We start from the raw sequence: 26,275 nt of genomic DNA on the forward strand, positions 1-26,275 counted from the left end.
TTTTTGCTCCGCCGCTTGATTTTTTGGAATTACAGTGATATAATATAAATGAATATGAAATTGATTATCAGTTTACAAGGAGAGTGAAAAAATGTCTTTTAAAAGATATGCATTTACAGTATTGCTTCTGACTGCAAGTATCTGTTCATGCGGAGAAAAGAAGAGCGAACCTGCACCAAAGGCTTCAGCAGCAGTTGCAAGCAGCGGATATGACGTTGACCTGACACAGCTGAATTCCCAGATGGTGTATGCACAGGTATATGATATGGTCACAAAGCCAGAGGATTATAAGGGGCAGAAGGTACGTGCGAAAGGTCCTTTTTCATACTTCAAGGACGATCAGACAGGAAACGAGTATTTTGCCGTGCTTATAAGTGATGCTACAGCCTGCTGCTCGCAGGGAATAGAATTCGTACTTGACGGCGATCATAAATACCCCGACGATTACCCTGCAATGGATACTGAAATAACCGTATCGGGCACTTTCGATTATTATAAGGAAGGCGTTAATATTTACTGTCAGCTTCTTGATGCAAAGATAGAGGACAGTAAGCTCTCATGGTGAGATGATAGTGACAGAGCTTCGGACAAAGCGGTTGTCCGAAGCTTTTTATATGTCTGTAAGCCTGTTCTATTGACAAAAACAGCGTATAATGATATAATCTCCTATGGGAAATTTGCTCTGTTTTTTGCAGAGTATGTATGAAAGCTGATAGAAACGAGGAAAACTGAATGAAAACTGCGGTCATGACTGACACTAACAGCGGCATATCACTTGATGAAGGACACAGATACGGGATATATGTTCTGCCCATGCCTGTTATTATCGACGGAAAGGATCATCTTGAGGAAGTGACGATAACTCATGATGAACTTTATAAGGCACTGAACGAGAACAGAGATATTGTTTCGTCACAGCCTTCACCGGGTGCACTGATCGAAATGTGGGATAAGATCCTTTCGGAGGGATACGACGAACTTGTTTATATCCCGATGTCAAGCGGCTTGAGCGGTTCGTGCAGCACAGCGAAGGCGCTTTCGGAGGAATACGGCGAAAAGGTGGTCGTAATAGACAATCACCGTATATCCGTAACGCTCCTTGACTCTGTTTACGATGCGAAGTATCTTGCAAACAGTGGTAAAAATGCAGCTGAGATAAAGGAGATACTTGAAAAAAATGCGTATCAGAATGATATATATATAACTCTTCACAGTCTCAAGCGCATAACAAAGACAGGAAGAATAACTGCGGCAGGTGCGGCAATAGCAACTGTGCTCAATCTTAAGCCCATACTTAAAATACAGGGCGGCAAGCTTGATGCATACGCAAAGGTGAGGGGAATGGCTGGAGCAGAGCAGAAAATGCTTGAAGCCGTTCACAAGGATATTGCGGAAAAGTATGCAGGCGTACCGAAGAATAAGCTCAGCATAGGTGCGGCAGGCACTCTGGAGGACAAACGTGCTGCAAAACAGTGGTTTGACAAGGTAAAGGCTGAGTTTGCAGGATACAAGGTAACATACCGTCCTCTTGCATGCAGTATCGCCTGTCACGTGGGAACAAACACACAGGGAGTAGCAGTCGGAACGACTGTGCGTACATTAAAAACAGACTGAAAAAAGCCTGAGAGCGTTTTAACTGCTCTCAGGCTTTTGAGTTCAGAGAAGAACCCTGTTCATCTTTCTGTAGTCGCTGTCGGGGTGCCTTTTCTGAGCCACCTCAACAAGCTTGCGTGAAACTGCCTTGTACATTGATTTGTCGTTTTCCTTGTTCAGACATTCGATATGCTTCTGGACTGTCTGAACGTCGTTGCGCTCAATAGGACCTGTAAGAGCCTCCGCAGGTCCTACCTTGAAGATGTGACGGATATTGCTCATTACAAGGGGCTGTAGAGCTGCCAGTGCTTCGTTCTCGCTGAAGCCGCATTTTTTCAGAAGGTCAATGCTCTCCTCAGCCAGTGCGCAAACGAGATTGCTTGATACAGCACAGGCTGCATGGTACTCATGCTTGTGACTGCTCGAGATAACTCTTACCGGATTGCCCATATCCTCAAATATCTTTTTCCACTGCATAACATGAGCTTCGCTGCCCTCTAAGCAGAAAAATGCATGGCGAAACTCTCTGTATGAGTCGTATTTGCTGCTGACAGGGAAAAGCGGGTGGATAGAGCAGCCGCTGGCACCATATCTTGCGATATCGGGAAAAGCCTCAAGTGCAGACATTGCGCCGCTGCAATGGCAAATCTGCTTGCCTGCTATACCAAGGTCTCTTATTTGTTCGTACACCTCTCGGATAGCATTGTCGGGAACGGTAATGAATACCGTATCACAGCTGCTTAAAAGTGAGTCAAGATCGTCAAAAGCGTGTGTTTGCGTGAAGCGTGAAGCTTCGGTTCGTGACTGGATATTACGGCTGTAATACCCGGACACTGTAAGTCCGTTTTCGGTAAAGTATCTTCCGAGTGAGAACCCGACTTTACCGGCACCAATAAAACCAATTTTCATTTTAATATCCTCCTGTAACCCAATATTGTTACTATACTAATTATATCACGATTGTGCTGTACATACAATAATTTGTGCTAAAAATCTGCAAAAAATCAACTTGTACGCACTGATTTGAAGTTGTATTATATTCCATGACATAAGGTCAGTTTTATTTTTGTGCATTTTGATAAGAAAATACAGGCTGTTTTTAGCACAGGTGTTGTTTTATCCGATGTTTTGTGATAAAATATAACCGAAAAAATTTTTTATAATGCGTCACAGTAGTTTTCAGACTGCGAGTGTATATTACAGAGCGTGACAAATGCATTTGAACAGCTTTTAGAATAAATCCAAAAAGCGGGGAGGGATCATATGACCGACGAGAATTTGCGCAAGCTTCTTAAAAGCAGTCCTGACAAGGCACACCGACTGATTTTTGACGAGTATTACAATTACGTTTATACTATAGTTTTCAACCGCCTGCGAAGCTTTGCTTCGAGGGAGGATATAGACGAATGTGTCAGTGATGTTTTCTCGGATATTTTTTTGAAGTACGACCCAAACAGGGAGTACAGCGGTGACGTAAAGGGCTATGTTGCAACTATATCAAAAAGGCGTTCAATAGATATGTTCCGCAGGCTTAATGCAAGAAAAGCGGATACGGTATCAATTGACGGCGACGATGCATTGCAGCTTGCGTCCTCGGAGAGAGTCGATGAGATCACGGAAAGGACTGAAACTGCCCACGAAGTTCTTGATGCGGTAAATTCTCTCGGCGAACCTGATTCTACCATAATCATGCAGAAGTATTATTACGGAAAATCGTCTTACGAAATAGCAGATATGGTCGGAATGAAAGCAGATGCAGTAAGAAAAAGGCTGAGCCGTGTATTGAAGAGGCTGAGAGATGTGCTTTCGGATATTGGTGAAGGGAAGGTGAGTTAATGATAGAAAGAAACGAGCTCGATGTTCTTGAAAATGCAGAACAGAGCGTAATAGACAGGCTTACAGCTGAATATCCTCCCCGCGATGAAAAGGAAAAGGAGAAGGTGTTCAGTATGAGCGAAAGAAAATTCAAATACAGATCAAACCAGACAGAAAAAACAGCAGAACAGACTGTCAGCGGCGTTGAAGTATATAAACGTCCCAAGTGGCAGAAATTTCTCAGTATCGCAGCAGCCGCTGTACTGATAGTTGGCGGATTGGGCGGCGGTGCATATGCATACAGACAGTTCAGTAACGGCGGATCGGCTGTGACCGATACCAGCAAAAAGACAGCTCCCTTCGGTGACTTTGCGGAGCTTGAGTATCAGCTTTGTCATTATAATTCAGAGCCAAAGACAATATATATTGATAATGAGACAGATGAAGAAGGCAAGGTGTATTTTTACAGAGGCATGGATATAACCCAGGAGCAGCGTGAACAGATCGCCGGATTCCTGAATAACTACGACTATGAAGAGATATCCGACGCTGATGTTTTATTATCTGCTATCAATCAGTCGCTGAAAGAGGCTGATAACGAAGAAGCTGCCAGTGATGATTTTAAAAATGCACCGTCTTTTGTCTATGAAAGCGGAAACGAGATCAGAAGTATAGATATACAGGAGTTAGACGGTACGGGTATACTGCGATACAGCTGCTGTAAGTATACCGACGAGGACGGCAGACTTGTTGCGGCAGCACAGGATTATTCCATAAATACATGGAAAATAGACTATGATCTTTTCAAGTCCACTATTGAAGGAATACTCGGCACTGAAACCAAGCAGCCAACAACAGAGGCAATTGAGGAAACTGTACCGTTCGATGATTTCTTTGGACGTGAGATCACTGTATCAAGTGATTATCATACAAACATTAGTGTAACTACAGACGGAGACTATCTTGCGTATGTATCTAAGGGCAAGGAAATACCTTCAGAAAAGCGTGAGCAGATCGGAGAACTCTTTAACAGTCTGGAGCTGAAAAAGAAGGACAGAGATCCGTTTATTGAGGATATGCCGTTCCAGTTCCAGTCATTGGACAAACTTGATTTTGTATACCTCAATGGTGATGAACTTGCTTATATCACTCTCCACAGGGATTCAAATATTCTGGTCTATGATTCATTCCATGTGGAAACGATTAATAACGGAAGTAATATAGGCGATTACTACTATTACAGGTGTACAGATGAAGGACATGCAAGAGACGATATCAAGATCTACGATATAGATTACGATGAGATCGCAGGCAGGATAAGAGAGATACTCGGTGATGAATTTGCTTCGGAAACAGCTATGAAAAATAATTATGCCGGCTTCAACTGGAAGGTAAAAGGCGATACAGATATATACCTTTCGGATAATGACAAAGAAGCATTGTATGGCATATTAAACTCCTGCAAATGGGAAATGGAAAGCATGAATGAATATTTCTCAGATATAGATGACAGCAATGCTTCCGACAGCGTGATTCTTTACAGTGAAGATTCTAAAATGCATCAGTATGTCAGCCTGCAGACTCTTCCTGAGTATACATTAGTCGAATTTTGCGAATATAATAAGAATGAAGCAGGAGAGATCATTCCTTCAAAGTCAGGTGAGGTATATAAAGCATATGATACAGAATTGGTAAAGAAGATAAAGGCTTATCTGTCAGGTGAGGATACAGAAGATGGAGTTATCAGTTTCTCGTTCCTGAAAGACGGAAACTGGGGCTGCCGTATCAATAATGAAGATGCTCCGTATAGTCAGATAGACTTATATGAAAAAGTTAAAAATCAGTATGGTGAAGTTTCAGACGAAGTTTTTCAGTTTGTTTATTACACAAATTATTTGTCATTCGATAAGATCATGAAAATAACTGCTCTTCTTGAAAGTAAGGAATGGGAGATATTCACTTTTGACACAGATCCTTCCGAACAAAACGGAAGTGCAGCGTTTACCACCCGAACAGTTGATAACTTTATAGAGATGCGGGTGCAGAGCGGAGACGAAAAAACAACTATTAATTTCGACGTATACGGATATGAATTAAATGATATGGGACCAAGCAGAAATGAGGATGGAACATACCGTTTTAATTATAATTTAGTCGATAAAGAGGTGCCATATTACTTCTTATCAAAGAGCTTATGGTTCTCATGCGATGATCCGAATCTTGCACAGGAAATAGCAGATATTATAGCCGAATAAAGCATTTGCCGTCCTCTTCTGAGGACGGCATTTTTGCATATATACCGAAAAAGACCGCTTAATAAAGCGGTCTTTCATATAACATCAGTTTTTGCTTACACGTTCACGCTGCATCATACGTCTCTGACGTTCGGCTTCTTCGGTCTGTTTCTGACGCTCCTGATTTCTTCTTATCTGCTCACTGAAATAAGCTTCGTCAGCTCTTTGCTTGCTCTTGTGTATGAAAAACATCGAAACAAGGATCAACAGCACGAGCAGGACTACTCCGACTATAAGAATTGTTTGCATTTCACACTCCTCCTTTAGATTGAATTTGACTTCCTGTAATATGTTACTTAAATTATACCACATTGAAGAGCTGCCTTCAATCGTAAATACGACGAATTTTTTCAGATATCATTGTGCATTTATTACAATGAAAAATGCAGCCTTTTCCGATAGTCGGAATTATGTAATTATTATACTGATGATATATATTATTTTTTTATGTCTTGTGCTGTGAACTTCGTTTTATTGTTTAAGCTGTTACTTGAATCACATATTGTCTTGGCATATTCAAATAAAATTCACTGGACATTTTGAAATAAATGTGATATAATATAACATAATCACAGAAGTATTTTATTCTGACTTTTTTTGAAAGGAGTTATTATGGACTTTCAAGAGTATGTCGAAAAATTTGAGCCAATGACCTGCATTATTTCCGTAGAAAAGCTTAAAGACGGCGGATACGGCGAAATAAGGATAGTTGCAGGCAACAAGGCTTATATTCAGTCAATAGAGGATCCGCACCATGTATCATCTTCATCAATGCTTGACAACAAATTCGTACCAAACAGCCTATATGAAAAATATATCCCGAAAGACCTGAATTTCGAGGATTCATGTTATAATTCTGCTATCAAGAAGAAGATCATGCATACATATATACACCCGGAGAGGTATGATTTCTGGATCAATATGGTAATGATGCCGCTTGCGTCAGATGATCCGAATATGGGCTACTGCTCATATTCTCAGGAGCTCACTCTCAAGGGAGATGCAGATATGATGGCGAATACCTCGGCAGAAACATCGGCTGCCGTTATCAAGACCTGTATAAAGCTCAGGAGCACCGATAACTTCCCTGAGACTATGAATGAGATAATAAACGATATCAGAGAGCTTTGCGGCGCAGATCAGTGCTGTATACTGCTGACTGATTTCAAAGAAAGAAAATGCTCCGTACTTGCGGAGGCTTATTTCGACGAAACCAGAACAAAGCGTATGAATTATTACATCGAAGAAGGCTTTTTTGATGTTGTTGAATCATGGAAAAACACTATTGCAGGCAGTTCATGTCTTATAGTGCAGGGTGAAAAGGATATGCAGGTCTTAAAGGAAAGAAACCCTGTATGGTATGATTCCCTTGTTGAAGCTGAGGTAAACAGTGTAGTATTGTTCCCGCTTAAACATAATAATGAGGTCCTCGGTTATATATGGGCGGTGAATTTTGATACCGAACAGACTTCAAAGATCAAGGATACCCTTGAGATAACCTCTTACTTCATAGCTTCCGAGATAGCCAATTATCAGCTTCTCAACAAGCTTGAGATATTAAGCTCGGTAGATCTTCTTACGGGTATATATAACCGTAACGCCATGAACAACCGTATTTTCAATATTACTTCGGGAAGAGTGCCTTCACCTAAGTGCTTCGGTATCATTTTTGCAGACCTGAACGGACTGAAGCAGAAAAATGATGAAGAAGGCCATGTGGAGGGAGACAAGCTCCTGAAAGGGGCGGCTGCTCTGTTGAAGGAGACTTTCCCGGAATGTGAGATATACCGTGCAGGCGGAGATGAATTCATGCTTATAGCCGTTGATGTGGGTGAAGAAGTTCTTAAAGAGCGTGTGGAAAAGCTCAGGAAAGACTCTGAGGATCCCGAAAATATCAGCTTTGCACTTGGTCTGTACTGTGACGACAATGGCGGCGATATCCGTGCAGCCATGAGAACGGCAGATGAGAGAATGTACGAGGATAAAAAACGCTATTACGGCAAATATCCCGAGCGAAGGCGCAGATGAAAATTCCCTTTATGAGAGTGGTGTTTATATGAAAGTCAAGCCCCGAGGCACTTGAAATGCTTCGGGGCTATTTTTTCACGACTCTACAAATAACTTGCTGATCGTATGAATGGGATTCCAAAGGGACTGTGTTCCTTTGGCAGGGTTACTCCCCATAAAATGGGGAGATGTCGCGTAGCGACAGAGGGGACGTACCGGTTAGGTCAGAGGCGTTCCCTTACATTCTCAATTCTCAACTCTCAACTTTTTAAAGTATTTATATTCTGCAATTCCAACGGCTGCAATAACAATACATAATACCTGATTTAGTGTGATTATCTTATCCGTGTGAGAAGCGCGGAGAAAATCAAGTCCGCCCTTGCCGAGTACAGATGCGATAATTACGAAAAGCTCTGTGTTTTTGTTTCCCTTCAAATAGAGAATCAGTCCGACAGCGAAGATAACGAAGAACAGGATAGTTTCCGTAAGCTGAACGGGAAAAACACATATATTACCCGTATGCCTGCCTGTATATTCGATACAGAAAGGACCATGATAGGCAATGCCGCGGCAGCAGCCTGCGCACAGACAGCCTATTTTTGATATGCTGTACATCAGCGGCACAACGAGAGTGCAGCTTGTGAGCATAGTCCTGAACTCGCGGCGGTCTCTGCCTATAAGAGCTATAGTCACAACGGCAGCAAACATACCGAAAAGTCCGCCTATTGAGGAAAGTCCCATGCCCTTTCCGAAAGTAGTTATATAAGTGAGCAGCAGCCCGAAGAATATACTCATAAAGGGGGCGAGCAGGGAAAGATATCCTGCCATATGCTTTTTGACTCCGCTCCTGATGTTCAGAAAGAACATCGTACCTATACCTGCTGCAAATGACAGCATTATCATTATTGCATAAGGGGGAATTTTTCCCCAGTCAGTGTCAATGTGTAAAGTCATATCCTTATCATCTCCAATGCCGCATTATCCGGGGATATTGTGGCAGCTGTCCAGAAATTCTCCTGTTAAGGCTCCGCAGGCTGCCAGCACCATCATTACTCCGATAATGAAAAGTACGCCGAATATGATGTAAATTATCATAAGAACTTTTCCGAATGTATTATGCGGATAATTCACGCGGACTATTATCATAAGAACAAGAGCAGCTATCCAGCAGGGAAATGTTAAGAAGGGCAATACATAAGCTCCCATAAAGCCCAGACCTATAAGTCCCAAGGATAATCCGCACATTGTATTGGCTTTGTTCTCGTCCTGAGCATTGTTCTGCGCATATGGCATATAATTTGGCGGATAATAATTGGAAATCGGCTTGTCGAAGCTGAAAACTACCTCATCACTGCCGCTGAAGGACATGAGATAATAGTATTCCTCGCGTGTAAGATAGTGGAACCATCTTCCGTCAAGGGTCTGTGTGAAGAAATGTCTCTGCAATACCTCAGGGTCAACTCCCTCGGGAGCGAATATTGAAGGTATTCCCTGAACCATATCGTATGTGCAGTTTTTTACCTCATAAAAGTGTATTCTCATAATAATGCCTCCCCTTTGGCTTTCATTGATTATATTTTACATTATCTCTTGTATTTTTTCAAGATGACAAAAATAATTTATTCAGTGACATTTGTAATCAGTTTTTCTTATTGACTAACGTGAAACAAACTGCTATAATTTATGTTAGGGGTCTGTGAAGATCATAAATATACGGAGGCTTTAATATGCGTTTTTCTATTGAAAATCTATCAAAAAAATTTGATGATAAACAGGTACTAAGAGATATAACATTCACCTTTGAATCAGGCAAGATATACGGGCTTCTCGGAAGGAACGGAGCAGGAAAGACTACGTTTTTTAACTGTATAAACGGTGATATTTCAGCAGATTCGGGAAAATATACGCTTCTTACCGATACCGGAGGCAGGGAACTCATTCCCGAAGATATAGGATATGTGCTTTCAACTCCTACAGTCCCCGAATTTCTTACGGGAAGGGAATTCCTGAAATTCTTCACCGAGATACATTCCGACAAGATACATGACCTCAAGCCCCTTGATGTTTATTTCGACTATATGGGTATCGACCGCATCGACCGCGACAAGCTTCTGAAGGACTATTCTCACGGTATGAAGAATAAGATGCAGATGCTCATAAACTTTATAGCACAGCCGAATATACTTCTGCTTGATGAGCCGCTCACATCTCTTGACGTAGTAGTTGCCGAGGAGATGAAACAGCTCCTTCGTTCACTTAAAGACAATAAGATAACAATTCTTTCCACACATATAATGGACCTTGCACTTGACCTGTGCGATGAGATAGTTCTTCTCAATCACGGTGTGCTTGAGCCCGTATACAAGTCCGACCTTGACAATAACGAATTCAAGGAAAAGATAATCGCTGCACTCAGGGAGGATAACAATGCTTAAAACTCTTTGGATATCCTTCAAGCTGAAAAATACATACCGTGTAAATTCGATACTGCACGCTTTCAGACAGATACCGCTGGTAAAGAAGCTTTTTCCGCCTGATGTCTACAGCATGGCTGGCTTTAAGGTATTTGCCTATGTGATATCAATTCTCTGGGCATTTTTCTCCATGTTTGCCTTCAAAATAGCATATCTGTTCTTCTGTGTCGTTATATGGTGCGGTATGTTTGAGATAAGCAGGGCAGATACACCGCGCTTTTTCATGCATCTTCTTGTGCCGCTCACCATTTTGGGAGCATTTATAAATAATTATATGTTTACTCCCGAGAAGCATAAATACTATGCAATGATACAGCTTGGCATGGAGGCAAAAAAATACACTCTTGTAAACTACTTTTTCAGTATTTTAAGGCACTTTATCGGCTTTGCAGCTGCTGCGCTGCTGTTTGGACTGGATCACGGCATGAAGGCTTGGCATTGTCTGCTCCTCGCTGTATTCGGTGTTTGTGCAAAGACGGCAGTCTGTCCTCTGGAGATGCTGCGCTTCAAAAAGGGTAAGAAGCTTGCAACAAAAGTCAAGCTTAATGTCGCTTCGCTTATTCTCGGTGTTGTGGGGATCGTAGGACTTTATGCAATTGCCGTATTCGGCTATATGATACCGCTCTATGTATCCTATGGCATTATTGCCGCATTCATTGTCGGAGCAGTCATTGCTCTGCCGTATATAATAAGGTTTAAAGACTACCGCGCACTTAACAAGGAGATACTCAATGCGGAATTCGTGTCGCAAATGGATATCAAGGCAGCGCAAAGGCAGAATTTTCGTAAGAATACACAGAAGAATATCAGTGCTGACACAGGTATTACAAGTGACAAGAGCGGATTTGAATACCTCAACGAGCTTTTTGTAAAGCGTCATAAAAAGATACTCTGGGGAAGCTCGGTTAAGATAACAGTGGTACTGGCGCTGCTGCTAACAGTTATGTGTGCCGTATGCATTTTCATGCCTAAGGAAGCGGCTGAGCTCAACAATCTTATCAGCAGATCACTGCCGTATTTTGTATTCGTAATGTACGCTGTTAACCGTGGAATGCAGTTCACACAGGCACTTTTCGTAAACTGCGACCACAGTCTGCTAACATATCCTTTCTATAAGCAGCCAAAGTCAATACTGACACTTTTCCGTATAAGACTGAGAGAGATAATAAAAGTAAACCTGCTTCCCGCAGCAGTGGGCGGAATTGGTCTGGCATTGCTTCTGTTCATATCGGGAGGTTCTGACAATCCCGTAACATACGGCGTGATCTTCGTATCCATGTGTGCACTCAGCATATTCTTCTCGGTGCATTACCTTACGATATACTACCTTCTCCAGCCATATAACGCAGGTACAGAGGTGAAAAACGGTACATACCGTATCATTACTACGGTAACTTATCTTGTATGCTACTGGATGATATATGTAAAAGTCCCGGCACTTCTTTTCGGAGTTCTCACAATAGTATTCTGTGTATTGTATATCGCGGCAGCCTGCCTGCTGGTATATAAATTCGCACCAAAGACCTTCAGGATACACAGCTGATATTAAGAAAGCAGACCCAAAAAGCTTTTTCGGGTCTGCTTTTATGCGGAATACTGAAATATCAGCGATGATATTTCAAATATATAAACGGGTACTGTCATATGGCTGTGTCTGTTTTCAAAACAAGAAAACGATTATTGTATTAGGAAAGTATTGAGTGAATATTGAATCATCATTAAGAAAGGCGGATGCTTTTGACAAAAATAACCGACTGGATAAAGGAACACAGGAAAAAGCTCCTCATAGCGCTTGTTCTGATACTTCTTGCGGATATACTGCTTATTGTAATTTTTTCGCTGAAAAATGACGATAAGCCGCAGACTGCGGGAAAGGAGTACAAAGCTGCTGCTGAGGTAACAGAGGTCACGAAGATCGCGGAGGTCTCAGAGCCTGCTGAATCGGCATTAGAAAACGAACAGCAGACCGTATCGGACAAGTCTGTCGAATTTGATACAGATGACCTGCCGTACTGCAAGGCTGCTGTTATATATTCCGTGAGAAAAAGAAAGATCCTGTACAGCGATAATATATATGAAGAAACAGCTCCCGCAAGCCTTACAAAATTGCTTACAGCGGCGGTCGCGCTTAAATATGCAGATGCAGATGATGTGTTCACAGCAGGTTCTGAGCTTGCATACGTAAATGCAAATTCAAGCATTGCAGGACTTGAGGCAGGGGACAGCCTTACTCTCCGTGATCTGATAACAGGTATGCTCCTTGCTTCTGGAAATGACGCAGCACATACGGTGGCAGTTTCGGTGGCAAGAAAGGTCTTTCCCGATGCAGACCTTAACGATGTCGAAGCTGTAAACTGCTTCTGCGGACTTATGAAGCAGTTTGCAGAGCAAATAGGCATTGAGCAAAGCTCCTTTTTAACTCCAGATGGCTGGGACACTTATGATCAGTATACTACAGTTTCAGACCTTCTGATCCTTGCGGATTATGTGCTTACAGTAGATGAACTGCGTGAAATAGTCGGAATTCCCGAAAAGACAGTCTACTCAAAGGAAGGCAAGGTATTCACATGGCAGAATTCAAATCAGCTCCTTGACCCGAGCGGTAATTACTACTGTGAAAATGCCATAGGCGTAAAGACGGGAACTACTCAGAATGCAGGAAGCTGTCTTATATCAGCCTTTGAAATTCGCGGTGAAAAATATATATCGGTAGTTGTGGGCTGCAATACAGACGATGACAGATACGTTTATACCCTTGATATGATAGATCAGCTGCTCTGAGGCGATTTATTGCGAAATTTTTGAATTTATTTCCGTAATATTATCTAAAATCTATTGCATTTTACAGTTAAATGTGGTAGAATAATAAAAAAGCTGCAATTTTGCAGGAACGAGGTGTATTATGGATATAAAAGAAGCAATCAAATCACGACACAGTGTAAGACAATTTATCAATAAACCTATAGCAGATGATCTCAGGCAGGAAATCGACAAACTAATCAAAGAATGCAACGAAGAAGGCGAGCTGGATTTTCAGATAGTATATGACGATCCTGAATGCTTTAACACCTTTCTTGCTCATGTAGGAAAATTCGAGAATGCGCGGAATTACATAGTTCTTGCAGGAAAGAAATCAATAGAAGACCTCGATGAACGCTGCGGCTATTATGGCGAAAAGATCGTACTTGCAGCACAGCAGCTGGGACTCAATACCTGCTGGGTAGCAGGCACATACGGCAAGAGTAAGATCAGAGCTGAGATCCCCGACGATGAGAAGCGCGTATGCGTTATAGCGATCGGTTACGGTGCAAATGAGGGAACAAAGCATCGTTCAAAGCCTGTAGAGAAGCTCTGCGATATCAGAGGCGATGAGATGCAGCCGTGGTTCAGAAACGGTCTCGTTGCAGCTATGATGGCACCTACTGCACTTAATCAGCAGAAATTCTTTATAACTCTTGAAAACGACGAAGCAGTCATTACAACTAAAAAAGGCATGATGACAAAAATTGACCTTGGTATAGTAAAGTACAATTTTGAAGCTGCTTCGGGACATAAATGTCGTGCATGACTTAAAAAGCAAGGGCGGATATATCCGCCCTTTTTCTTGTAATCAGAAAACCCCCGGCTCGGCCGGGGGTTCAAAAGAGCTTACAGCTATAAGTCTTGAAATAAAAACTCCTTTTGATTATAATAAACTTGCGGCTACCAACTGCAAGAAGAATCAAAAGGAGGTCATTATAAAGTGAATGACAAGTATAGTTTATCACATTCAAAATGGAATTGCAAGTATCATATAGTATTTGCGCCTAAATATCGTAGAAAAGTGTTTTATGGAGAAAAGAGGTATGAAATAGGACAAATATTAAGGCAGTTATGTAATTGGTATAGAGCAAATCTGCTTGAAGCAGAAGCTTGTCCAGACCATATACATATGCTGGTGGAAATACCGCCAAAGAATGCAGTATCTTCATTTATGGGATATCTAAAAGGGAAAAGCAGTATAATGATATACAATAAGTGGGGAAATATGAAGTATAAGTATCGAAACAGATCGTTTTGGTGTCGAGGATATTATGTTGATACGGCTGGGAAGAACACAGCTGCAATAGCCGATTATATCAGGAAACAATTAGAAGATGATAGAATAGCAGGTCAATTAACACTGGACAATACAAATCCATATAGCGAGTAAGCAGTAAGAAATACGCAGAAGAACGTAGCCGCGTGCGTCCGTGTTGTTACGCCTTTTCAGGCGTGGCTTGTATTCTGAGCCCCTATGGGGCGTTTAAGGAAAAACCCCCGGCTTTGCCGGGGGATGCTTATTGTATGTAATGGAAAAAGCCATAGCAATTTCACTATGGCTTGTTATTTTACTTCAAGAATCCGTTGATTATCTGTTCCTCGGCTTCTGCCTCTGTAAGACCGAGAGTCATGAGCTTTATGAGCTGTTCGCCTGCGATCTTACCGATAGCAGCCTCGTGAACGAGAGCTGCGTCAACGCTGTTTGCTTCAAGAGAGGGAACTGCAAGTATTCTGCCATTGTCCATGATGATCGAGTCGCACTCTGTATGACCGCTGCAAGCTGCACTGCCGTTTATGCACAGATCGAGCTTCTGGTATGAGTTATCACGTGCAACTGAACGTGAAACTACATCGGCGCTTGAGCCGTCACCGTTAAGGTCAACCTTATATATACTGTAAGCCTGCTGCTGACCGTGAGTCATAAGTCTTTCGCGGACTAAAAGCTTTGCATCTGCTTTGAGCTCTGCGATGGTAGTGCGCTTTGTAGAGTCAACGCCCTTGATCTGCACCATTTCCATTTCCATAGTGCTGCCCTCGTCCATGTGGACTTCCGTTACAGGATTGAGGATACGCTTACCGCTTCCGTCACCTGAGCCGTAATGCTTTTCAACGTAGCGCACCTTTGAATTCTTACCTATGAAGAAACGGTGTATACCATCATGCTCTGAGTCCTGAGAGCCGCAGTTGTCGATACCGCAGCCTGCCACGATAAGAACATCGCAGTCATCACCAACGAAGAAGTCATTGTAAACGTTCTCCTTGATGCCGCTCTGACTGAGTACTACAGGAATGTGGATACTTTCGTTTTTAGTGCCTGATTTTATGCGTATATCAATACCGCTTACATCTTTTTTTGACTGTATGTCGATATTAGCGGTAGTATTTCTCATTAATGCCTTGCCGTTTGCGCGGAGGTTATATGCACCCTCGGGGATACCGTGAAGATCGGCTACCTCCTGAAAGAGTCTTTTCTGAACTGCGTCCATCTGATCCATATTCATGCCTCCTTACGCCATTTTGTGACAGATATTGATTGCGTTTTCAGTGCCTGTGATCTCGGGGAGGATAATATCCTTTTCGCCGTACTTTAATATATTACCGTCTGATATAACTATTATCTCGTCGGCAATATTGAGGATACGTTCCTGATGAGAGATAACAAGGATAGTTCTTCCGCTGCGTTCCTGACGCATTTTCTCAAAAATACGGATAAGATTATTGAAGCTCCAGAGGTCTATTCCTGCCTCAGGCTCGTCAAATATAGCGAGCTTTACATCACGGGCAAGGACTGTAGCTATCTCGATACGTTTAAGCTCACCGCCCGAAAGAGAAGCATTTATCTCACGGTCGATATAGTCCTTTGCACAAAGACCGACCTCAGAGAGATAGTTGCAGGCATCTGAAACGGAAAGCGTTTTGCCTGCGGCTATTCTGAGCAGGTCTATAACAGTCAGCCCCTTAAAGCGGACAGGCTGCTGAAAAGCAAATCCGATACCGAGCCTTGCACGTTCAGTGATATTTTTTTCGGTTATATCAACACCGTCAAAAATGATCTGACCGTCTGTATTTTTTACTATTCCCGCAATGATCTTTGCGAGTGTGGATTTACCGCCGCCGTTAGGACCTGTTATGACTACGAATTTATTATCACTGATAGTATGGGAAATATTTCTGATTATTTCAATATTGGAACCGTTGTCATCGGCGCTGAAGGAAACATTTTTCAGTTCAAGCATTTTCAGAACTCCATTCTTTTTTATCAGGCAGATACTGCCCTGAAAGTATATAATTACATTGTTATTGCTCTATAAATTATACCACCTATTATAAATAAAATCAATAACAGACTATATTTTGTTGCATCTCTGAAACATTAAAACGAACTGAAAAAGGCTTAAAATCGGCAAAACTTTGTTATATGCTGCTAACTTGCGCTTGATACATGATCAGCTTCCAAAAAAAATTTTTTTGATATTCAATGTTTTTTCGTTGAAAAAATGTGTTTTTCAGCCCCTTTATGAAAGTACTTTCAAAAAATCTTTCAGGAGGTAAGAATAATGCTTACAATATTAAAGGAAAAATTTATGAGCTATAACGGTGAGAGATCACTTGTCATAGCAGAGCTTGCAGTTGATACAAAGACTGAGCTTCCCGCAGAGGACGGAGTCAACGGAAGACTTATCTCACACGGTACTATTGCATGGGAGATAAGCACAGGAAATATTTACGGCTTCGGCGGTGATGGAAAATGGGTAAATCAAGCAACAGGTGAAGCATATGACCCTGAGGACGGAGAATGATAAATGCTGCATGAAATATTATTTGCAAATAAGGGAGCTTTGTCTGATGATGTAAGAAGAAATATGATCGCAAGGAAACTGAATTTCGGTGAAAGCGAGCTTACAGGGGCACTTCCGCTTCGTTTCCGTTCAGACGGCGCAGCTTTGCTCGACTGGAGCATAACAGGAGCAGCAGGCGGAGTAGGAAAGCTTGGAAAGAACTACCTTAAACAGAAAACAACTTCAATACCTAACGGTGCTGCTGGAACTTTTATATCAGGCGGCGATGCTTGGCTGGACGTTCTTAACGGAATAACATTTACCACAACCGCCGGTACGACACGTATAGGAATGCTGTTCCATATTATCGGTAATGGCAGCGTATTGCCGACCGGTGTCGGCGATATTATGCTGGTTGAAGGTTCTGAAATCCCAACAGCTTATGATGCCGAAACAAACCTGTTTACCGAGAGTGTTATGCAAGGTTGTTATCAGACGACCAATGATACTTTTGTTGCAGGAACTCAGCTGTTATACGCAGGTGATGACGGTAAAGGCGGAACACATAATTACAGTTCTACCGCTGAATTTATACAGACAAGATGCAAAACGTATTCTCAGAGAGTCAAACCAAATACCACATACTCTGTGAGAGTGTTCAACAGTTCCTATAATAACCTTGAAGTTGCGTTATATCTGCTTAGTGAACCGGGCGCTATTGCATCTCAGTTTGTGGCATTATCCGGACAGAAAAGCATTCCTGACAACGGTACTTTTGCTGCAAATGATGAACAATGGGTCGGACTTGCATATTCGGATTACCGTACTGTTACTATTGGACAGTGTCCGGTAGATACAAGACCTATGACGTATGATTACTGTGAGTCTTTTGCTGATTTAAAAGCAGGAACGTATAAGCTTATGATTGATATCTGGGGCAATATTCGTATGTCCGATAATATAACCATAGGTTTTCAGGACTACACGGGTTGTGTTGATGACAACTGGAACGGTGACCAGAGTGATATTAATGAATTCTTCGCTCTTATAAAAGAAGACGATACTTTTGCTATACAGAAAACTAATATTCTTGAAAACGGAATAAGTAAAAGGTCAAAAGAAGCCCCATATCCGAATTATTATCACAGAGAGTTTACGTTTACTCTCGATAATGATACCAAAGTTGGATTGTTTCACAAAGCTTATTACACTTCGACTGTATATGCTTATCCACCATATTTCAGATTCATGATAGTTGACTCGGATGTCGCCGCAGAAGCATTTACCACAACGAACGTATCTCCAACAAATATGAGCGGTTATTCCGCTTGGGAGAAATACAGCGTCAGCCTGCCTGTAAATATCAGCAGCAGAGGTCAGACACAGACTGTGGATATTGATCTCGGGGACTCTTTCCTCGGAGCAGGCGATACCATATCACTTGCAGATACTCATGTTTCCATACCTACCTACAGTGATGTCAATGTGATAACTGTTGACAGCGAAGTACAGCCAAGCGAAATGTACATAAAGTATGTAGGGTAAAACTATACTAAACAAAACAGCTCCCGTAACAGGGAGCTGTATAAATAAGAAAGCCCCCTCGGTCATATAGGGGCTTTCTTATCTATTATTCAGAGAGGTGGGTCAAGCGTGTTTTAAGAGGGGAAAGAGGAGGTCTTTCCCAGTACGAAGCTGGAAAGGAGCACGAGATCGTTTATCCCGGTCTTTCCGTTGCCGTCAATATCAGATGCCTTATTTTCTGATATTCCGTCAACTGCATTTATAAGAGCTTTCCTTTCGGAGATCATATCGAATATATCAATAATACCATCATCATTTATATCACCTTTTATATCATGTCCTGTAACTGTTGACTGCGGTTTGTTCAATGATAAAAGGCATTCATTAAGGTTTGCATAGCCCTTTTGACTATCTGTTGAGAATGAAAATCCTATTTCTGTAAGCTCTTTTGTATGACTTGGGAGATCCGTTTTATCAATTGCCTGTATAAAGTCAGTAATATTTATTTCACCTGAGATCTTTGCAGGCGTTTCTGATGACGCATTATCCCGTCGTATTATGCAATAGCGATAGTAATAGAACCCGCCGATTCCAAGATCGCCGAATGAATTAAGGGTACAGTATGCATCATATGTATTACCGTTTACCTGTAATTCGGCGGTCTGTATGATATTTGCGTTTTTTAGCATGGAATAGGGAGGGTTTAGGGAAGGGTCTGTTACAAAGCTATTGCTGTAATTTTCAACTATGATGTATGAGGTAAAATCATCTTCATTAATTGCATGAATACTGACATCCCAGATACTATCGGCATTTTCATTATTTAACTCTAAGTCGTACTTTACCGACATCTGAGCATCATGGGTAAACGGCTTTTTGCTTTTCCGGTATTTCTGGATACCTTTGGAGCCGTCAAAATCCCATTTCACTGAACAGCCACCGTTTTCATCAGGTTCAAAAATGAAGTTTTCATCATTGAATTTATGGTTATTGCCCCATCTTTCGAGAACAGGCGGTTCAGTATCCAAAGATTCACCGATATTGATATCGAATTTTTTGATATATGCCTTGCCGTCGGAACTCATTGAACCGACTACCAGAGAAAGCTCTGATATGTATAATGGCGCATCTGAACCTTTTTTATAGTAATCCTTGTTCATAGCGTCAAGATGCTTTTTTATATCTATAGTTCCTCTTCTATATTTGTTTTCAGCCTGTTCTTTATCTGATCTGTCTGTTTCAAGGCTTCTGAACTGCATATTGATGTACGGGTTTTCAGGATAAACGCCAAGAAGGTTTTCCTGATAATACTTACGGCCTTTGTATAATCCGTAATGTTTTCCGCCTTCATCAAATTCAGTGCTGAACGAATAGAATTCATCAGGATACTCATAATTTACCATGCCTATTGGTATAAAGAATTCATCGTGACAACCCTCGTTTTTTGAGTCCTCGATATATCCGTGTATACTGAATTCCGTCATGCCTTTTTCAAGGTCTGAATAATCAATATCATAATCCGCAGTTATACTGCTGACGCTGTTGATATCGAGATAATCGTCAAACCGTCTGGTCTTGCGGAATTCACTGAAGCCTCTGTCTGTATCCCATGTAAGATCAAAGCTGTTTTTATCATCAAAGCAAATATCGTAATGACAGCCTGTGAAAGGTTTTGCTTCGTAATAATAACCGTCTTTTTTGACAGGAGAATTTTTTTGTACATTAATTTTCTCCTGTGACTCAGTGTCGGGGGCTTCTGAAAACGTACAGCTATGTGCCGTCAGACAGCCATTGCATCTGTAGGCTTCAACATCAAAATATAAGCAGTCAAGTGTGCCGAATTTAAGACCTGCGCGCTCCCATTGTTCGAAATGTTTTTTCAGGTCTATACTGCCGTATAAATGATAAGATTCACCTGCCGACATCTGTTTTCGTCGTTTTACGCTGAAATACTGATTGATACAGTAAGAGCCGTATATACTTTCAACAGGGATCTGAGAGAAATACATATCATATATTGCCCCGTTGTCCTCGAAAGATCCGAGCTCTTTATATCCTGTTTTTGTTTCAGGAATATGGAAATTAAAGCTGTTTTCGATAACATACAGTTCTGTATCGCCCTGTGCTGTTTTCATGAATCCATATGCGCCTACATATGAACAGCTTTCGGACTTTAAGCTTTCGGAGTCTATTTTCACGGATACGTCATATGACATATAATAGTCGTTGTAATCGCTGTCTGCTTCTATGCTGTGGCCTTTTCTGAAGTAGTAGTTTTCAACATCAGTCCAGTCACAGCAGTAGCTGTCAGGATCATCGATTAAGTGAAATTCCTTGCCTTTATTGTCCTGTAGCCAGTAGCTGTATGTATAGCCGTCTTTATTCCATGTCCTGCTTGGTGTTGGTATTGCCATTGCTGCATGGACATTCAGCGGTAATACCGAAGCAGAGGATAATAGTACCGCAGCTGCTGTAAAAGCTGCTGCATAACGCTGTGCTGATTTAAAAGACATAAAATTTCCCCTTTATGCCAGATAAAAGAAACTGCGTCAGAAAGCCTTTTTGACTTTCTGACCTTATTATATTACAAAAAAATGGCTATTACAAGACATTTTTTGCCCGAAATGTTATGTTTTGATCGTTTTTTGCTCTTTATGAACACGATGAGGAGAAGAATTTGACAGTTTTGCATGGTGTGTATATAATGAAATAGAAGAAGCTACATAAAAGACAATAAAAGGACACACAAAAGACACACTGCGGTTTTATAATACAGTTAAAGCAATAAGGAGTGCACATCTTATGAAGAAAATACTGCTTATAGAGGACGATACCGAAATATGTGAGGTCATCAGAAACTATTTTAATAATAAAGGTACGGAGGTATCTGCGGTAAACAGCGGAGGCAAAGCCTTTGATATCATCAGGGACAGTGAGCTTGACTATGAGCTTGTACTGCTTGATATAATGCTGCCCGAAACGGACGGTTTTACGCTGTGCAGACAGCTAAGAGTGAGAAGCGATATCCCTATAATTTTTATAACCGCAAGGGGAAGGGAAGAGGATATCCTTTACGGATATGATCTGGGCTGCGATGACTATATCGTTAAACCATTCTTGCTCTCTGCACTTTACAGCAAATGCGAGGCACTTGTCCGCCGTGCAGGCAGTAATGACAACGGTAAGGTGCTGAGCTGCGGCGGTATTAGCCTCGACACAAGGACTCTCCGATGCTTTGCAGATGATAATGAAGTGGAGCTTCCACCCAAGGAGTTCGCTATATTACGCTATCTTTTAGAGCATGAGAACTGGGTAGTCACACGTGATACTCTCCTTGACAGGATATGGGGCTATGATTATTTCGGCAGCGACCGCGTAGTTGATAATCACATAAAGAAACTGAGAAAAGCCCTCGGCAGCGCAGGTGCGCAGATAAAGACTCTTGTGGGACGGGGGTATAAGCTTACAAAGGAGTGAACAAAATGAAAAAAGGACTTTTCAAACACAAGCCCAAACGCACTACATTAGGGAAGATGTTTGCAAAGGCGATGATAATACCGATACTTCTGACGTTTATGTGCGCAGCCGTGCTTAATGTGGGCATTGAACGCATTGCTTGCAGCATGGCTGAGGTTCAGTTTGAACGTATTATTGAAAAAACTGAACATACGATACAGTTTAGTGAAGACCCGAATGACAAATTTGGCGGAGCAGAAAACAATGCTTTAATGTTAATGGATATGACATCTATGGTAGATCTGTTTTCTGTTCAATCCGGAAGAGTTGAATACTATAATTACGTTTCGTCATCAAATGACAGAGATAGTTTAGTTGTAAGTGCTGTTGTGGACGAGAATGGTAACATATTGCTATCAAACTCCGTAAAAATGTGGTGTGTTGTAAGAAAAAATGATGAACCATCGAATAATAAGTGGTTTTACTGTGATCCGCAGGAAGTAAAACTGCCTGATCTTGACAAACTTATAGATGACCATATCGATGCATATTATACAGGAAAAGACAAGTGGAGTTGTTTTGATATCACAGGTGGTTATTTTAATTTTAAAGAGCACAAAATGATACCGTATAAAATACAGTTGCAAAAGGGTAATGCCGATGACCTCAAAACAAAGGATATCGTAATAAATACCGACGGAGCTGATCTCAGCGGATATGAGTATATGGAATTTGCTGCTGATAATTTCAATTCAGGCAAAAGAGAATATCCTTGTTGTACTTTTGAAGAAATATGGGGCGTTGAGCAGGAAAAGATAGACAAAGCACTGTCAGAACATCTTACAATGAGTAATTACGGAAAAAACTATGAGAGCGATTATGAGTATGCAATAAACGATTTTATCTCACATTCTCATGTAAATATCGACGGTAAAAAATACACGCTTTTTGTCGAGTTCAAGGTAAATGTATGGGTAGATTGGGTGAAAAAGCTCTACTGCACAATAGTGTTGTTATTCTTCATTATAGTCATGCTTCTGACATTCCTTCGCTGCTGGGCTAAAAATGTCAAAAACAAAGCTCAGTACGCCTTTGAGGACTATCAGAGAGCCCTCACGAACAATCTTGCACATGACTTAAAAACTCCGCTTGCGGTAATAGGCGGATATGCCGAGAACCTTCTGGAGATGCGCAAGGACAGCGGTGATGAAAAAGAACTGCAATATCTCGGTTCTATTATGAACAACGTGTCCTATACCGATGATATAATCGCCAAGACGCTGAAACTCAGCGAAACAGAACAGAAAAAGAAACCGAACAAAAAGAAAGTCGATATAAAAGCCCTTGCGGAGAAATGCGCAGAGAAATACAAAGACGCTTTTGAAGAGCGCGGAATTGAAATTTCTATTGAGGGCAGCGGTGAGGTAAATGCCGATGAGGACTCCCTTTCGCTTGCCGTTGATAATCTTATATCCAATGCAGTGAAGTACACTCGCAATGACGGTTCTGTGAAAATAACTGTAAGCAAAAAGGAATTCGTCATAGAGAACGATACTGTCGAGAATATTGATACGAAGGAGCTGAAAATGCCTTTTGTAAAGGGCGATAAAGCTCGCAGCGACAAGAGCAGCAGCGGTCTGGGACTATCAATTGCTGAGGCTGCCGCAGTACAGAACGGCTTCGCATTGAAGCTCAGCTGTAAGGATAAGAAATTCAAAGCCATGATAGAGATGTAATATAAAAAAGACAGGCTGCAAATGTACTTGCAGCCTGTTTGTTATTATTATTGTTCGGGAAGTGATTTGATAACACCTTCGATGTATCTGCTTATTGAACGAGCGTCCTGATTGGTAAGTCCGCCGCCCGGTTCATAAACGTCAGCGTTTGAGAGTCCCTGTACAGTTATATGTGCGGAATTGCTGCCGTTCACGCCGTAGCTTGATGGGAATGCAACTGCCTTCATTATAAGGCTTGCATCATTCTCGTCGACTATACCGTCGCAGTTTGCGTCGCCGTAAAGTGTAGGCTCTGAAAGTATTATCTCCTTGCCTGTATAGTAGTATTCGGGTTCTTCTGCTTCGTGGAAATATACGCGGAAATAATCCATAGAGCCGTTGAAATAGTTGCCCGAATGGTCACGTGCTATATAGCAGCGTGTAAGAGGACTGAATGTCTGCTCGGGAAGAGTCGTAAGCTTTACGCTTCCGATAACTTCACCGTTTATAAGAAGCTTTGCAGTATTATTATTGATTATAACACGGACAATGTACCATTTGCCCTCTTCAAGTGTGGTCTTTGAAGTGATCTTTGAGTCACCGATACCGAATTCGGGTTTGCCGCTTTTATTTGACGGCGTAAAGTACATTGAAGTACCGTTTCCAAAATCAAATACTCGCTGGTCGGCGCTTCCGCCTCTCCAGAGAATGGAAGTACATATCTCCATATTCTTGTAGTCCACAAGGGTCTTATCGCAGATTATGTACTGGTTTTTGCCGTTGAAGGTTATTACTCCGTTTGCAGTTGCGCGTTTCTCCTGCCAGAGAGGCGCATTTCTGAGTATGCCGTTTGTAGCACCGTATGTATCGTAGGCAAATACAGTGCTCTCACGTTCAAACTCATATCCTGCATAGAGACCGTCAGTATACGGCAGTTTTTCGTTATATTCGTCTGATTCGAGCCAGCCGAAGGCTGCGCCGTGTGAAACAGAGTTTTCGTTGTAGAAATCGCCGTCGAGTATAGCCTGACCTGAGGCAACTCCTTTTCCGTAGCAATAAGCAGTACCCTTTACGGTAGCGTCATCGGTTACGGAGTATTCATCGAGGAGGTAGGCATTGCCCATTATACGGGCATTCCCCGAAACAGAAGCTCCTGCGGTAACAACGGCGTTCTCGCCGACCTTAGCGTTTCCGCTGATAGTTGGTGTAGCCCACCAGAATCCGTAAACACAGGCATAATCGCTTATTCTTGCGTTATCGGTAATGGTGGCGTTATTGACTACGGCGTGATCTGTTATGACGACATTGTCTCTGATAACAGAGTTTCCGAGCACCATTGCGTCCTGTCCGACGTAAACAGTGTCATCTATCTCTACAGTTTCAGCAACAAAGCCGCCGCCGTTTGGGTGGATATGACCTTCGATACTTTTCTTGATATCGCGGTACATCGGTGTAGCACCCTTGATATCGAATTCGTAGGGATAGCGGCGTTTATAGTCGCTTTGGGTGTATGAGTATTCGTCGCCGTTCTCAGCTTTGTCATATATGTTATTGGGAATAATAGTATCAGGTGTAGCTGCTACAGTAAGGTAAAGAGCTGTCTCTGTGCCGTCGAGGGCAATGGTCTTTGTACCTTCTGAGAAAAGGGTGGAATAACGAGTCGTCCCGTCTTCTTTTTCCGCAACGAGACAAGCACGCCAGTCAGCTTCTTCAGCGTCGGAGATGCCGCGGAGTGTTACGGACACACGTTTACCTTCGATATTGAGGGGAATAACATTCAGACCTGTCTGCATAGGCGCTTTTTCTTCAGGAACGATATAACAACCTTCCTTGTCGGGAGCAGGCTCGGGCTGAGTGTAGATAAGCTGCCATACGAAGGGATCTTCGAGGGATTTGCTGAGGGCTTCGTTATACAGCTCTTTTTGCTTGAAATCAAGGGTAGCCATGTGCTTTGCAAAACTGCCGATAAGTTCTTTCATATCACAGCCTGAAAGTCTTTCGATAGTATCAAACGGGTATTCTTCTGGCAAAGCTTCGGTTTGAAGCTTCATGATGAAATCCTTGCCCAGAACGTCGAAATTATCAGGATTTTCAGAAAGATACTGGAGGAATATCCACGCCTCATAGTACATTCTTCCGTGGGGAATAGTTAGATTCATATTTCTGAGATAGGGAAGGAAAAAATGTGTGGTAGGAGTTTCGAGGGTATCGAAATACTGCTCCTTGAACCAGTTTGCTACGGCTTCCCACCAGGGACCTGTGATAGCCTGGTCGGTCCAGCCTTTTGAGTGATAGGTAAGAACGTGTCCGTATTCGTGGGGGAGAGATGCTGAGTCAGTACCGTCCTCCTGAAGCATTGCAGCAGGATCACAGAATATATAGGCGAATCCTGTGAAGGGTTCTGCGCTCATGTATGCCCAGCCTTCCTCGAAGTCGGGAAGTCCCGTTCTTGTAAGATAGATATTGGTCTTGTACTTATTTCCGTCGGGGTTAAAAACGGATTCAGAGGAGTCCTTCATGCCAAGCTCGGTTGTATAGATTTCGCGGTATTTTTCAAGTTGATCAAGGTTGAGCTTGATGAAAGTGTCATTGATTAAACCTGTCTGATCGTCATTGCCCCAGATTATCTGGAAATGTTGGGATGTTGCTGTGTTGTACTTGTCCATGTAGTGCTGGTCGCCTGAGAAGTCGTGGTAATCCCGGCACAGATACTCGTCTTCTCCTCCCGCCGCCATAACAGTGGTGCTTGGGAATCTGACCGAACTTCCGACCAAAAGGAAGGAAGCAGCCGCAGCCAGCAGCCTTTTAAAGACCAT

22 protein-coding genes are annotated in these 26,275 nt (G+C 42.1%); 14 read left to right on the forward strand and 8 right to left on the reverse strand.

Annotated elements, in window-relative coordinates:
- Positions 1-91 precede the first annotated feature (91 nt).
- Positions 92-565, forward strand: a complete 474-nt coding sequence (locus L870_RS17495) for a hypothetical protein (protein WP_051411534.1) — start codon at positions 92-94, stop codon at positions 563-565.
- Positions 566-732: 167 nt separating this feature from the next.
- The gene (locus tag L870_RS0111630; protein WP_028518288.1) at positions 733-1,614 is read left to right on the forward strand and encodes a DegV family protein; all 882 of its coding nucleotides are present in this window, start codon (positions 733-735) and stop codon (positions 1,612-1,614) included.
- Positions 1,615-1,656: 42 nt separating this feature from the next.
- Here L870_RS0111630 and L870_RS0111635 read toward each other — a convergent pair whose 3' ends face one another.
- Positions 1,657-2,502, reverse strand: a complete 846-nt coding sequence (locus L870_RS0111635; protein WP_028518289.1) for a Rossmann-like and DUF2520 domain-containing protein — start codon at positions 2,500-2,502, stop codon at positions 1,657-1,659.
- 354 nt (positions 2,503-2,856) lie between these two features.
- Here L870_RS0111635 and L870_RS0111640 point away from each other — a divergent pair, with 354 nt between their 5' ends.
- Both L870_RS0111640 and L870_RS0111645 read left to right on the forward strand, forming a co-directional pair.
- The gene (locus tag L870_RS0111640; protein WP_028518290.1) at positions 2,857-3,429 is read left to right on the forward strand and encodes an RNA polymerase sigma factor; all 573 of its coding nucleotides are present in this window, start codon (positions 2,857-2,859) and stop codon (positions 3,427-3,429) included.
- Entirely contained in the window at positions 3,429-5,663 is a 2,235-nt protein-coding gene (locus L870_RS0111645; RefSeq protein WP_028518291.1) for a hypothetical protein, read from the forward strand. Before L870_RS0111640 ends, L870_RS0111645 begins: the two co-directional genes overlap by 1 nt.
- Positions 5,664-5,747: 84 nt before the next feature.
- Here L870_RS0111645 and L870_RS0111650 read toward each other — a convergent pair whose 3' ends face one another.
- On the reverse strand, positions 5,748-5,951 hold the full coding sequence (locus tag L870_RS0111650) for a hypothetical protein (protein ID WP_028518292.1): 204 nt from the start codon (positions 5,949-5,951) through the stop codon (positions 5,748-5,750).
- Between the two features lie 363 nt (positions 5,952-6,314).
- Here L870_RS0111650 and L870_RS0111655 point away from each other — a divergent pair, with 363 nt between their 5' ends.
- Complete coding sequence (locus L870_RS0111655; protein ID WP_028518293.1) at positions 6,315-7,730, forward strand: sensor domain-containing diguanylate cyclase; 1,416 nt, start codon at positions 6,315-6,317, stop codon at positions 7,728-7,730.
- A gap of 225 nt (positions 7,731-7,955) precedes the next feature.
- On the opposite strand, the gene L870_RS0111660 is transcribed toward L870_RS0111655, so the two are convergent.
- Together L870_RS0111660 and L870_RS0111665 are read right to left on the reverse strand one after the other, a co-directional pair.
- The gene (locus L870_RS0111660) at positions 7,956-8,663 is read right to left on the reverse strand and encodes a prolipoprotein diacylglyceryl transferase family protein (RefSeq protein WP_028518294.1); all 708 of its coding nucleotides are present in this window, start codon (positions 8,661-8,663) and stop codon (positions 7,956-7,958) included.
- Positions 8,664-8,687: 24 nt separating this feature from the next.
- Positions 8,688-9,251: a hypothetical protein gene (locus L870_RS0111665; protein WP_028518295.1), complete on the reverse strand. Its 564-nt coding sequence runs from the start codon at positions 9,249-9,251 to the stop codon at positions 8,688-8,690.
- Between the two features lie 185 nt (positions 9,252-9,436).
- Between L870_RS0111665 and L870_RS0111670 the strand changes: the two genes are divergently transcribed.
- The 5 genes from L870_RS0111670 (at position 9,437) to tnpA (ending at position 14,375) form a co-directional block, all read left to right on the forward strand.
- Positions 9,437-10,144 (forward strand): ABC transporter ATP-binding protein, encoded by a 708-nt coding sequence (locus L870_RS0111670; RefSeq protein ID WP_028518296.1) that lies wholly within the window; start codon positions 9,437-9,439, stop codon positions 10,142-10,144.
- Positions 10,137-11,726, forward strand: coding sequence for a hypothetical protein (locus tag L870_RS19895; RefSeq protein ID WP_028518297.1), 1,590 nt, complete (start codon positions 10,137-10,139; stop codon positions 11,724-11,726). The genes L870_RS0111670 and L870_RS19895 overlap by 8 nt, the downstream gene beginning before the upstream one ends.
- Positions 11,727-11,920: 194 nt before the next feature.
- Complete coding sequence (locus L870_RS18630) at positions 11,921-12,964, forward strand: D-alanyl-D-alanine carboxypeptidase family protein (protein WP_051411535.1); 1,044 nt, start codon at positions 11,921-11,923, stop codon at positions 12,962-12,964.
- Positions 12,965-13,085: 121 nt separating this feature from the next.
- Entirely contained in the window at positions 13,086-13,751 is a 666-nt protein-coding gene (locus L870_RS0111685; protein WP_028518298.1) for a nitroreductase family protein, read from the forward strand.
- 174 nt (positions 13,752-13,925) lie between these two features.
- Positions 13,926-14,375 carry an IS200/IS605 family transposase gene (gene tnpA / locus L870_RS0111695; protein ID WP_028518300.1) on the forward strand — a complete coding sequence of 150 codons (450 nt, stop codon included), beginning with the start codon at positions 13,926-13,928 and terminating at the stop codon, positions 14,373-14,375.
- A 178-nt stretch (positions 14,376-14,553) separates the two neighbouring features.
- On the opposite strand, the gene L870_RS0111700 is transcribed toward tnpA, so the two are convergent.
- Both L870_RS0111700 and L870_RS0111705 read right to left on the reverse strand, forming a co-directional pair.
- Entirely contained in the window at positions 14,554-15,480 is a 927-nt protein-coding gene (locus tag L870_RS0111700) for a SufB/SufD family protein (RefSeq protein ID WP_028518301.1), read from the reverse strand.
- Between the two features lie 12 nt (positions 15,481-15,492).
- The gene (locus L870_RS0111705; protein WP_028518302.1) at positions 15,493-16,221 is read right to left on the reverse strand and encodes an ABC transporter ATP-binding protein; all 729 of its coding nucleotides are present in this window, start codon (positions 16,219-16,221) and stop codon (positions 15,493-15,495) included.
- 321 nt (positions 16,222-16,542) lie between these two features.
- On the opposite strand from L870_RS0111705, the gene L870_RS0111710 reads away from it, so the two are divergent.
- Positions 16,543-16,785: a hypothetical protein gene (locus tag L870_RS0111710; RefSeq protein ID WP_028518303.1), complete on the forward strand. Its 243-nt coding sequence runs from the start codon at positions 16,543-16,545 to the stop codon at positions 16,783-16,785.
- 3 nt (positions 16,786-16,788) lie between these two features.
- Positions 16,789-18,309, forward strand: coding sequence for a hypothetical protein (locus L870_RS0111715; protein ID WP_028518304.1), 1,521 nt, complete (start codon positions 16,789-16,791; stop codon positions 18,307-18,309).
- A 113-nt stretch (positions 18,310-18,422) separates the two neighbouring features.
- Here L870_RS0111715 and L870_RS0111720 read toward each other — a convergent pair whose 3' ends face one another.
- Positions 18,423-20,801: a glycoside hydrolase family 11 protein gene (locus L870_RS0111720; RefSeq protein ID WP_028518305.1), complete on the reverse strand. Its 2,379-nt coding sequence runs from the start codon at positions 20,799-20,801 to the stop codon at positions 18,423-18,425.
- Between the two features lie 289 nt (positions 20,802-21,090).
- Here L870_RS0111720 and L870_RS0111725 point away from each other — a divergent pair, with 289 nt between their 5' ends.
- On the forward strand, positions 21,091-21,765 hold the full coding sequence (locus L870_RS0111725; RefSeq protein ID WP_028518306.1) for a response regulator transcription factor: 675 nt from the start codon (positions 21,091-21,093) through the stop codon (positions 21,763-21,765).
- Between the two features lie 5 nt (positions 21,766-21,770).
- Complete coding sequence (locus L870_RS0111730; protein ID WP_028518307.1) at positions 21,771-23,480, forward strand: sensor histidine kinase; 1,710 nt, start codon at positions 21,771-21,773, stop codon at positions 23,478-23,480.
- A 47-nt stretch (positions 23,481-23,527) separates the two neighbouring features.
- Here L870_RS0111730 and L870_RS18635 read toward each other — a convergent pair whose 3' ends face one another.
- Positions 23,528-26,275 carry a DUF6055 domain-containing protein gene (locus L870_RS18635; protein WP_051411536.1) on the reverse strand — a complete coding sequence of 916 codons (2,748 nt, stop codon included), beginning with the start codon at positions 26,273-26,275 and terminating at the stop codon, positions 23,528-23,530.

This window comes from Ruminococcus flavefaciens ATCC 19208 (assembly GCF_000518765.1).
GTDB classification, from domain to species: Bacteria; Bacillota; Clostridia; order Oscillospirales; family Ruminococcaceae; genus Ruminococcus; species Ruminococcus flavefaciens.

Bases quoted from the DNA above. Each gene is read 5' to 3' on its own strand.
- L870_RS17495 (WP_051411534.1), top strand. From the start codon at position 92: ATGTCTTTTAAAAGATATGCATTTACAGTATTGCTTCTGACTGCAAGT.
- L870_RS0111630 (WP_028518288.1), top strand. From the start codon at position 733: ATGAAAACTGCGGTCATGACTGACACTAACAGCGGCATATCACTTGAT.
- L870_RS0111635 (WP_028518289.1), bottom strand. From the start codon at position 2,502: ATGAAAATTGGTTTTATTGGTGCCGGTAAAGTCGGGTTCTCACTCGGA.
- L870_RS0111640 (WP_028518290.1), top strand. From the start codon at position 2,857: ATGACCGACGAGAATTTGCGCAAGCTTCTTAAAAGCAGTCCTGACAAG.
- L870_RS0111645 (WP_028518291.1), top strand. From the start codon at position 3,429: ATGATAGAAAGAAACGAGCTCGATGTTCTTGAAAATGCAGAACAGAGC.
- L870_RS0111650 (WP_028518292.1), bottom strand. From the start codon at position 5,951: ATGCAAACAATTCTTATAGTCGGAGTAGTCCTGCTCGTGCTGTTGATC.
- L870_RS0111655 (WP_028518293.1), top strand. From the start codon at position 6,315: ATGGACTTTCAAGAGTATGTCGAAAAATTTGAGCCAATGACCTGCATT.
- L870_RS0111660 (WP_028518294.1), bottom strand. From the start codon at position 8,663: ATGACTTTACACATTGACACTGACTGGGGAAAAATTCCCCCTTATGCA.
- L870_RS0111665 (WP_028518295.1), bottom strand. From the start codon at position 9,251: ATGAGAATACACTTTTATGAGGTAAAAAACTGCACATACGATATGGTT.
- L870_RS0111670 (WP_028518296.1), top strand. From the start codon at position 9,437: ATGCGTTTTTCTATTGAAAATCTATCAAAAAAATTTGATGATAAACAG.
- L870_RS19895 (WP_028518297.1), top strand. From the start codon at position 10,137: ATGCTTAAAACTCTTTGGATATCCTTCAAGCTGAAAAATACATACCGT.
- L870_RS0111685 (WP_028518298.1), top strand. From the start codon at position 13,086: ATGGATATAAAAGAAGCAATCAAATCACGACACAGTGTAAGACAATTT.
- L870_RS0111700 (WP_028518301.1), bottom strand. From the start codon at position 15,480: ATGGATCAGATGGACGCAGTTCAGAAAAGACTCTTTCAGGAGGTAGCC.
- L870_RS0111705 (WP_028518302.1), bottom strand. From the start codon at position 16,221: ATGCTTGAACTGAAAAATGTTTCCTTCAGCGCCGATGACAACGGTTCC.
- L870_RS0111710 (WP_028518303.1), top strand. From the start codon at position 16,543: ATGCTTACAATATTAAAGGAAAAATTTATGAGCTATAACGGTGAGAGA.
- L870_RS0111715 (WP_028518304.1), top strand. From the start codon at position 16,789: ATGCTGCATGAAATATTATTTGCAAATAAGGGAGCTTTGTCTGATGAT.
- L870_RS0111720 (WP_028518305.1), bottom strand. From the start codon at position 20,801: ATGTCTTTTAAATCAGCACAGCGTTATGCAGCAGCTTTTACAGCAGCT.
- L870_RS0111725 (WP_028518306.1), top strand. From the start codon at position 21,091: ATGAAGAAAATACTGCTTATAGAGGACGATACCGAAATATGTGAGGTC.
- L870_RS0111730 (WP_028518307.1), top strand. From the start codon at position 21,771: ATGAAAAAAGGACTTTTCAAACACAAGCCCAAACGCACTACATTAGGG.
- L870_RS18635 (WP_051411536.1), bottom strand. From the start codon at position 26,275: ATGGTCTTTAAAAGGCTGCTGGCTGCGGCTGCTTCCTTCCTTTTGGTC.